At 64.7% G+C, this 6,430-nt stretch carries 5 protein-coding genes and 1 pseudogene; all 6 read left to right on the top strand.

Features of this window, described 5'->3' with window-relative positions; genetic code table 11:
* Positions 1–81 precede the first annotated feature (81 nt).
* The 6 genes and pseudogenes from CGU34_RS17665 (at position 82) to CGU34_RS17640 (ending at position 6,377) form a co-directional block, all read left to right on the top strand.
* On the top strand, positions 82–1,551 hold the full coding sequence (locus CGU34_RS17665; RefSeq protein WP_036294992.1) for an IS1182 family transposase: 1,470 nt from the start codon (positions 82–84) through the stop codon (positions 1,549–1,551).
* Positions 1,552–1,882: 331 nt separating this feature from the next.
* A complete protein-coding gene (locus tag CGU34_RS17660) occupies positions 1,883–3,562 on the top strand; it encodes a Mu transposase C-terminal domain-containing protein (RefSeq protein ID WP_000179844.1) in 1,680 nt (559 codons plus the stop codon).
* 2 nt (positions 3,563–3,564) lie between these two features.
* The gene (locus CGU34_RS17655) at positions 3,565–4,425 is read left to right on the top strand and encodes a TniB family NTP-binding protein (protein ID WP_000344784.1); all 861 of its coding nucleotides are present in this window, start codon (positions 3,565–3,567) and stop codon (positions 4,423–4,425) included.
* A gap of 101 nt (positions 4,426–4,526) precedes the next feature.
* Positions 4,527–4,865, top strand: a pseudogene (locus tag CGU34_RS17650) (winged helix-turn-helix transcriptional regulator); the annotation flags it as partial.
* A gap of 53 nt (positions 4,866–4,918) precedes the next feature.
* Entirely contained in the window at positions 4,919–5,050 is a 132-nt protein-coding gene (locus tag CGU34_RS17645) for a hypothetical protein (protein WP_269800288.1), read from the top strand.
* Between the two features lie 58 nt (positions 5,051–5,108).
* Positions 5,109–6,377 carry an IS256 family transposase gene (locus CGU34_RS17640; RefSeq protein WP_100809674.1) on the top strand — a complete coding sequence of 423 codons (1,269 nt, stop codon included), beginning with the start codon at positions 5,109–5,111 and terminating at the stop codon, positions 6,375–6,377.
* Positions 6,378–6,430: the final 53 nt, after the last annotated feature.

The following is a 6,430-nucleotide window of genomic DNA, read 5'->3' as shown; positions in this document are numbered from 1 at the left end:
CTAGGTGCGTGGGTCAGATCCTTCCGTTAACGCGCCGGGGTGAATCCGGTGGATAGCGCGGGGTGCTGGGAGAATCGATTCATGACGGTGACTGCCAGCCTGGAGGGTCTGTTCGAGGTCGAGCCGGGTGAGGCGCGGGCGCCGGGATCGGCTGCACCGGCGGGTGCGGGCAAGACGTTCCGTGGGTATGACCAGGGGCAGTGTTTCCTGCTCCCGCCGAGTCTGGATGACTGGCTGGACGAGGATGATGAGGCCCGGTTCATCTCCGAGGTCGTCGAAGAGCTCTTGGATCTGACGCCGGTCTACGCGTCGTACGCGTCCGCCTCGGGTGCGCCTCCGTATGACCCGCGGATGATGTTGAAGCTGCTGCTGTTCGCGTACGCGACGGGCGTGACCTCGTCTCGTGAGTTGGAGCGGCGCTGCAAGCGCGATATCGCCTTCCGGTGGCTGTCGGGCAACCAGGCGCCCGACTACCGGTCGCTGGCCCGGTTTCGTCGGCGTCACCTGGATGCCCTGCCGGGGTTGTTCCTGCAGGTGCTGCGGGTCTGCGCGGAGGCGGGGCTGGTGCGGTTGGGGCGGGTCGCGCTGGATGGCACGAAGCTGGCTGCGAACGCGTCGCGGCATAAGGCGATGAGCTATGACCGGATCGTGCCGAAGATCGATCAGCTCCAAGCCGAGGTCGCTGCGCTGCTCGCCGAGGCGGAGGCGGTCGATGAGGCCGAGGATCAGCAGTTCGGCCAGGACCGGCGCGGGGACGAGGTCGCCCCGGAGCTGGCCCGCCGTGAGGGGCGCCTGGCAAAACTACGTGCCGCGAAGGACGCGATCGAGGCCGACGCCGCCGAGAAGGCGGCAGCCGTGGCGCGGAAGAAGGCCGACGCCGCCGGTCAGCCCCCTGAGCAGGCCGACGCGGCCGTCGCGACTGCGGTGGACACGGCGGCGCCGAAGCCGAAAGCGCAACGCAATTTCACCGATCCTGAGGCGCGGATGATGAAGACGGTCCGCGGCTTCGATTACGCGTTCAACGCGCAGGCCGTTGTCGATGAGGGCCACCAGATCGTGTTGAGCGCCGAGGTCACCCAGCAGGCCACCGATATCCAGCAGTTCGTCCCGATGGCCGAGCAGACCCTACGGAACCTCGACGCGGCAGGAATCGAGCGTTCCCCAGAGGTCGTCCTCGCTGACGCGGGCTACTGCTCGGAAGCCAACCTCGAAGCCGCCGACGATCTGGACGCACAGGTGTTGATCGCGACGGGACGGCAACGTCACGGCGAGAGCTTCCCTACCGCCGGCGCCCCGGACCCGGCCCCAGAGGACGCGAGCCGGCGGGAGCGGATGGCGCACGCGCTGCGCACCGAGCAGGGCCGCACCGACTACGCGCGCCGCAAAGCCATCGTTGAACCCGCGTTCGGGCAGATGAAGACCCGGCAAAACGCCGGACAGCTCCGGCTACGCGGACTCGCCGGCGCCCAAGGCGAATGGCTACTCCACACGATCTGCCACAACCTCCGCAAGCTCCGCGTCGCTACAGCCGCCGGGCTGGCGCCCGCATAGGCCTCCCCAGGGGTCCCTGGGCGTCACAGCACGCACCGACAGTCGCCACGAGCCCCTCGCCGTGCGATCCCGCACGCTCTCACACCGCAACGGCCCGCCCGTTCCCGTTCGCGACCGTCAGCGCGCGATGCCAGAGTCAACGCCGCGCGCCACGCCACCCGATTCTGACCCGCGCACCTAGCCAATTTGATGTCATTTTCAGAAGACGACTGCACCAGTTGATTGGGCGTAATGGCTGTTGTGCAGCCAGCTCCTGACAGTTCAATATCAGAAGTGATCTGCACCAATCTCGACTATGCTCAATACTCGTGTGCACCAAAGCGAGGTGAGCATGGCGACGGACACCCCACGGATTCCAGAACAAGGCGTGGCCACTCTGCCTGATGAGGCTTGGGAGCGTGCGCGCCGTCGTGCGGAGATCATCAGTCCGTTGGCGCAGTCGGAGACGGTCGGGCACGAAGCGGCCGATATGGCGGCTCAGGCGCTGGGCTTGTCTCGGCGCCAGGTATACGTTCTGATCCGGCGTGCCCGGCAAGGCAGCGGCCTCGTGACGGATCTGGTGCCCGGCCAGTCCGGTGGAGGTAAAGGTAAGGGGCGCTTGCCGGAACCGGTCGAGCGCGTCATCCACGAGCTACTGCAAAAGCGGTTCCTGACCAAGCAGAAGCGCAGCCTAGCGGCCTTTCACCGCGAAGTCACTCAGGTGTGCAAGGCTCAAAAACTGCGAGTGCCGGCGCGCAATACCGTGGCCTTACGGATCGCTAGCCTTGACCCGCGCAAGGTCATCCGCCGGCGGGAAGGCCAGGATGCCGCTCGTGACCTACAAGGTGTGGGCGGCGAGCCTCCTGCCGTGACCGCGCCGCTGGAGCAGGTGCAGATAGACCATACGGTCATCGACCTGATCGTGGTCGATGACCGCGACCGGCAACCTATTGGCCGCCCGTACCTGACCCTCGCCATCGACGTGTTCACCCGCTGCGTGCTCGGCATGGTCGTCACGCTGGAAGCGCCGTCTGCCGTTTCGGTTGGCCTGTGCCTCGTGCATGTCGCCTGCGACAAGCGCCCTTGGCTGGAAGGACTGAACGTGGAAATGGATTGGCAGATGAGCGGCAAGCCCTTGCTGCTCTACCTAGACAACGCGGCCGAGTTCAAGAGCGAGGCCCTGCGCCGGGGTTGCGAGCAGCATGGCATCCGGCTGGACTATCGCCCGCTGGGACAGCCGCACTATGGCGGCATCGTGGAACGGATCATCGGCACGGCGATGCAGATGATTCACGACGAACTGCCGGGAACGACCTTCTCCAACCCTGACCAGCGCGGCGACTACGATTCCGAAAACAAGGCCGCCCTGACGCTGCGCGAGCTAGAGCGCTGGCTCACATTGGCGGTCGGCACCTACCACGGTTCGGTGCACAACGGCCTGCTCCAACCGCCGGCCGCGCGCTGGGCCGAGGCCGTGGCGCGTGTCGGCGTACCGGCCGTCGTCACACGCGCTACTTCGTTCCTGGTCGATTTTCTGCCGATCCTCCGGCGCACGCTGACCCGCACCGGCTTTGTCATCGACCACATCCACTACTACGCCGATGCGCTCAAGCCGTGGATTGCGCGGCGTGAACGCTGGCCGTCCTTTCTGATCCGGCGCGATCCGCGCGACATCAGCCGTATCTGGGTCCTGGAACCGGAGGGACAGCATTACCTGGAAATTCCCTACCGTACCTTGTCGCATCCGGCTGTCACCCTCTGGGAACAACGGCAGGCGCTGGCGAAACTGCGGCAGCAAGGGCGCGAACAGGTGGATGAGTCGGCGCTGTTCCGCATGATCGGCCAGATGCGTGAGATTGTGACCAGCGCGCAGAAGGCCACACGCAAGGCGCGGCGTGACGCGGATCGCCGCCAGCACCTCAAGACATCAGCTCGGCCGGACAAGCCCGTTCCGCCGGATACGGATATTGCCGACCCGCAGGCAGACAACTTGCCACCCGCCAAACCGTTCGACCAGATTGAGGAGTGGTAGCCGTGGACGAATATCCCATCATCGACCTGTCCCACCTGCTGCCGGCGGCCCAGGGCTTGGCCCGTCTTCCGGCGGACGAGCGCATCCAGCGCCTTCGCGCCGACCGCTGGATCGGCTATCCGCGCGCAGTCGAGGCGCTGAACCGGCTGGAAGCCCTTTATGCGTGGCCAAACAAGCAACGCATGCCCAACCTGCTGCTGGTTGGCCCGACCAACAATGGCAAGTCGATGATCGTCGAGAAGTTCCGCCGCACCCACCCGGCCAGCTCCGACGCCGACCAGGAGCACATCCCGGTGTTGGTCGTGCAGATGCCGTCCGAGCCGTCCGTGATCCGCTTCTACGTCGCGCTGCTCGCCGCGATGGGCGCGCCGCTGCGCCCACGCCCACGGTTGCCGGAAATGGAGCAACTGGCTCTGGCACTGCTGCGCAAGGTCGGCGTGCGCATGCTGGTGATCGACGAGCTGCACAACGTGCTGGCCGGCAACAGCGTCAACCGCCGGGAATTCCTCAACCTGCTGCGCTTCCTCGGCAACGAACTGCGCATCCCGTTGGTTGGGGTAGGCACGCGCGACGCCTACCTAGCCATCCGCTCCGATGACCAGTTGGAAAATCGCTTCGAGCCGATGATGCTGCCGGTATGGGAGGCCAACGACGATTGCTGCTCACTGCTGGCCAGCTTCGCCGCTTCGCTCCCGCTGCGCCGGCCTTCCCCAATTGCCACGCTGGACATGGCTCGCTACCTGCTCACACGCAGCGAGGGCACCATAGGGGAACTGGCGCACTTGCTGATGGCGGCGGCCATCGTCGCCGTGGAGAGCGGCGAGGAAGCGATCAACCATCGCACACTCAGCATGGCCTGTTGAGTTGCATCTAAAATTGACCCACTTAGGGTAAAGATTTGCGTCGAAATTTGACCCACGTATGACACTGTTTCCCGTCTGGATATGGCGGGAGAAATCAAGGAGTGATAAACGTGGCGATATTGAGCGCAATTCGACGCTGGCATTTTCGCGATGGTGCGTCGATTCGGGAAATAGCCCGACGAAGCGGCCTGTCCAGGAACACCGTTCGCAAGTATTTGCAAAGCAAGGTGGTTGAACCGCAGTACCCAGCGCGAGACAGCGTTGGCAAGTTAAGTCCTTTTGAGCCCAAGTTAAGGCAGTGGCTCTCCACCGAGCACAAAAAGACAAAGAAGCTGCGCAGAAACCTGCGCAGCATGTACCGGGATTTGGTCGCTTTGGGCTTTACCGGGTCTTATGACCGAGTGTGTGCCTTTGCCCGACAGTGGAAAGATTCCGAACAGTGAAGCGCCCCAGGTTTGATGCCGCATCCTTTTGAGTTGGAAGGATGTATGTCATGCCGAAGAAGATCGATCCTGCCCTGCGTGAGCGCGCTGTCCGGCTGGTGCGTGAGCATCGTTCGGAGTATCCGGGTGCGTCTCGTAGCTTGGTGTCAATTCCTGCGGGGTTCTCGTCGTCGTTGACGTAGGAGGGCCATCGTGGGATGACCAGTTGTTTCCGCCAAGAAGCAAAGAAGAGATCCCACGATGACCCAGAATCAGTCTGCCTTGACGACCCTGATCGCAGAAGTCCTCGCCGATCCTGACCTCGCCCATTCCGACGTGTTCCGTCGGATGCTGCAGGCGGGGCTGCAGGACCTTGTTGACGCGGAAGCGACCGCGAAGATCGGCGCGGCCCGTTACGAACGCACGGCGGAGCGCACCACGCGTCGCAACGGTGCTCGCGCGAAGACGCTCGCCACGCCCGCGGGGGAGGTCGACATTCAGATTCCGAAGCTGCGGGAGGGGTCGTTCTTCCCGAGCCTGCTCAGCCCACGCCGCCGTGTCGACAAGGCGCTCTACGCGGTGATCTGCCAGGCCTGGATCGACGGAGTCTCCACCCGCAAGGTCGACCAGCTCGTCCGCGCGCTGGGCAACGACACCGGCATCAGCCGGTCCACCGTCTCCCGCATCTGCTCCGAGATCGATGAGGTGGTGCACGAGTTTCTGCACCGCCGGCTCGATCACACCTGGTTCCCGTACCTGTTCCTGGACGCCACCTACCTCGACGTGCGCCACCGTGGCCGGGTTCTCTCCCAAGCCCTCATCGTCGCGACCGGGGTCAGCGGCGACGGCCGTCGGGAGATCCTCGGGATGGCTCTCGGCGACGCGGAGACGACGGACTTCTGGACCGAGTTCCTCCGCTCCCTCCGCGACCGCGGTCTGAAAGTCTCCACCGACACAGACCCGCTCGGCGTGACCCTCGTCACGTCCGACGCTCACGCCGGCATCAAAGCCGCCGTCAAAGCGATCCTCCCCGGATCGGGCTGGCAGAGATGCCGCGTCCACTTCGCTCGTAACGTCACCCAGAAGCTCGGATCGGCACGCTCCAAGCCCGTCAACGCGCTGATCTCGACGATCTTCGCGCAGACCACCCCCGAGGCCGTGATCGCCCAGTATCACCAGGTCTCCACGTCCCTCCGCGGGTCGTTCCCGGAGATCGCAGACATGCTCAATGCTGCCGAAGCAGACCTCACCGGATTCGCGCCGCTCCCGCGTGAGCATTGGCAGAAGGTCTGGTCCAACAACCCGATCGAGCGCCTCAACCGTGAGATCAAACGCCGCGCCGACGTCGTGCAGATCTTCCCCGACCGCGACTCCGTCACCCGCCTCATCGGCGCCGTCCTGCAGGAGCAGCACGAGGAATGGCAATACGGTGAACGCCGCTACCTCTCCGACATCTCCATGCGCAAACTCGTCCACACACTCCAAGACCACGCCGAGCCTGAGCGCCCCGACCTGTTCCTCACCGCCTGACCCTCACCCATCAAGGAAGCAGCCGGATTGACACCACAACACGGGACTTGACC

It is taken from the genome of Microbacterium lacus (assembly GCF_002812805.1).
Classification (GTDB): Bacteria; Actinomycetota; Actinomycetes; order Actinomycetales; family Microbacteriaceae; genus Microbacterium; species Microbacterium lacus_A.
Note: the sequence above shows the minus strand (reverse complement) of the source record. Positions and strands in the feature narration are given on the sequence as shown.

Coding starts and splice junctions, on each gene's coding strand:
- CGU34_RS17665 (WP_036294992.1), top strand. CDS start 82: ATGACGGTGACTGCCAGCCTGGAGGGTCTGTTCGAGGTCGAGCCGGGT.
- CGU34_RS17660 (WP_000179844.1), top strand. CDS start 1,883: ATGGCGACGGACACCCCACGGATTCCAGAACAAGGCGTGGCCACTCTG.
- CGU34_RS17645 (WP_269800288.1), top strand. CDS start 4,919: ATGCCGAAGAAGATCGATCCTGCCCTGCGTGAGCGCGCTGTCCGGCTG.
- CGU34_RS17640 (WP_100809674.1), top strand. CDS start 5,109: ATGACCCAGAATCAGTCTGCCTTGACGACCCTGATCGCAGAAGTCCTC.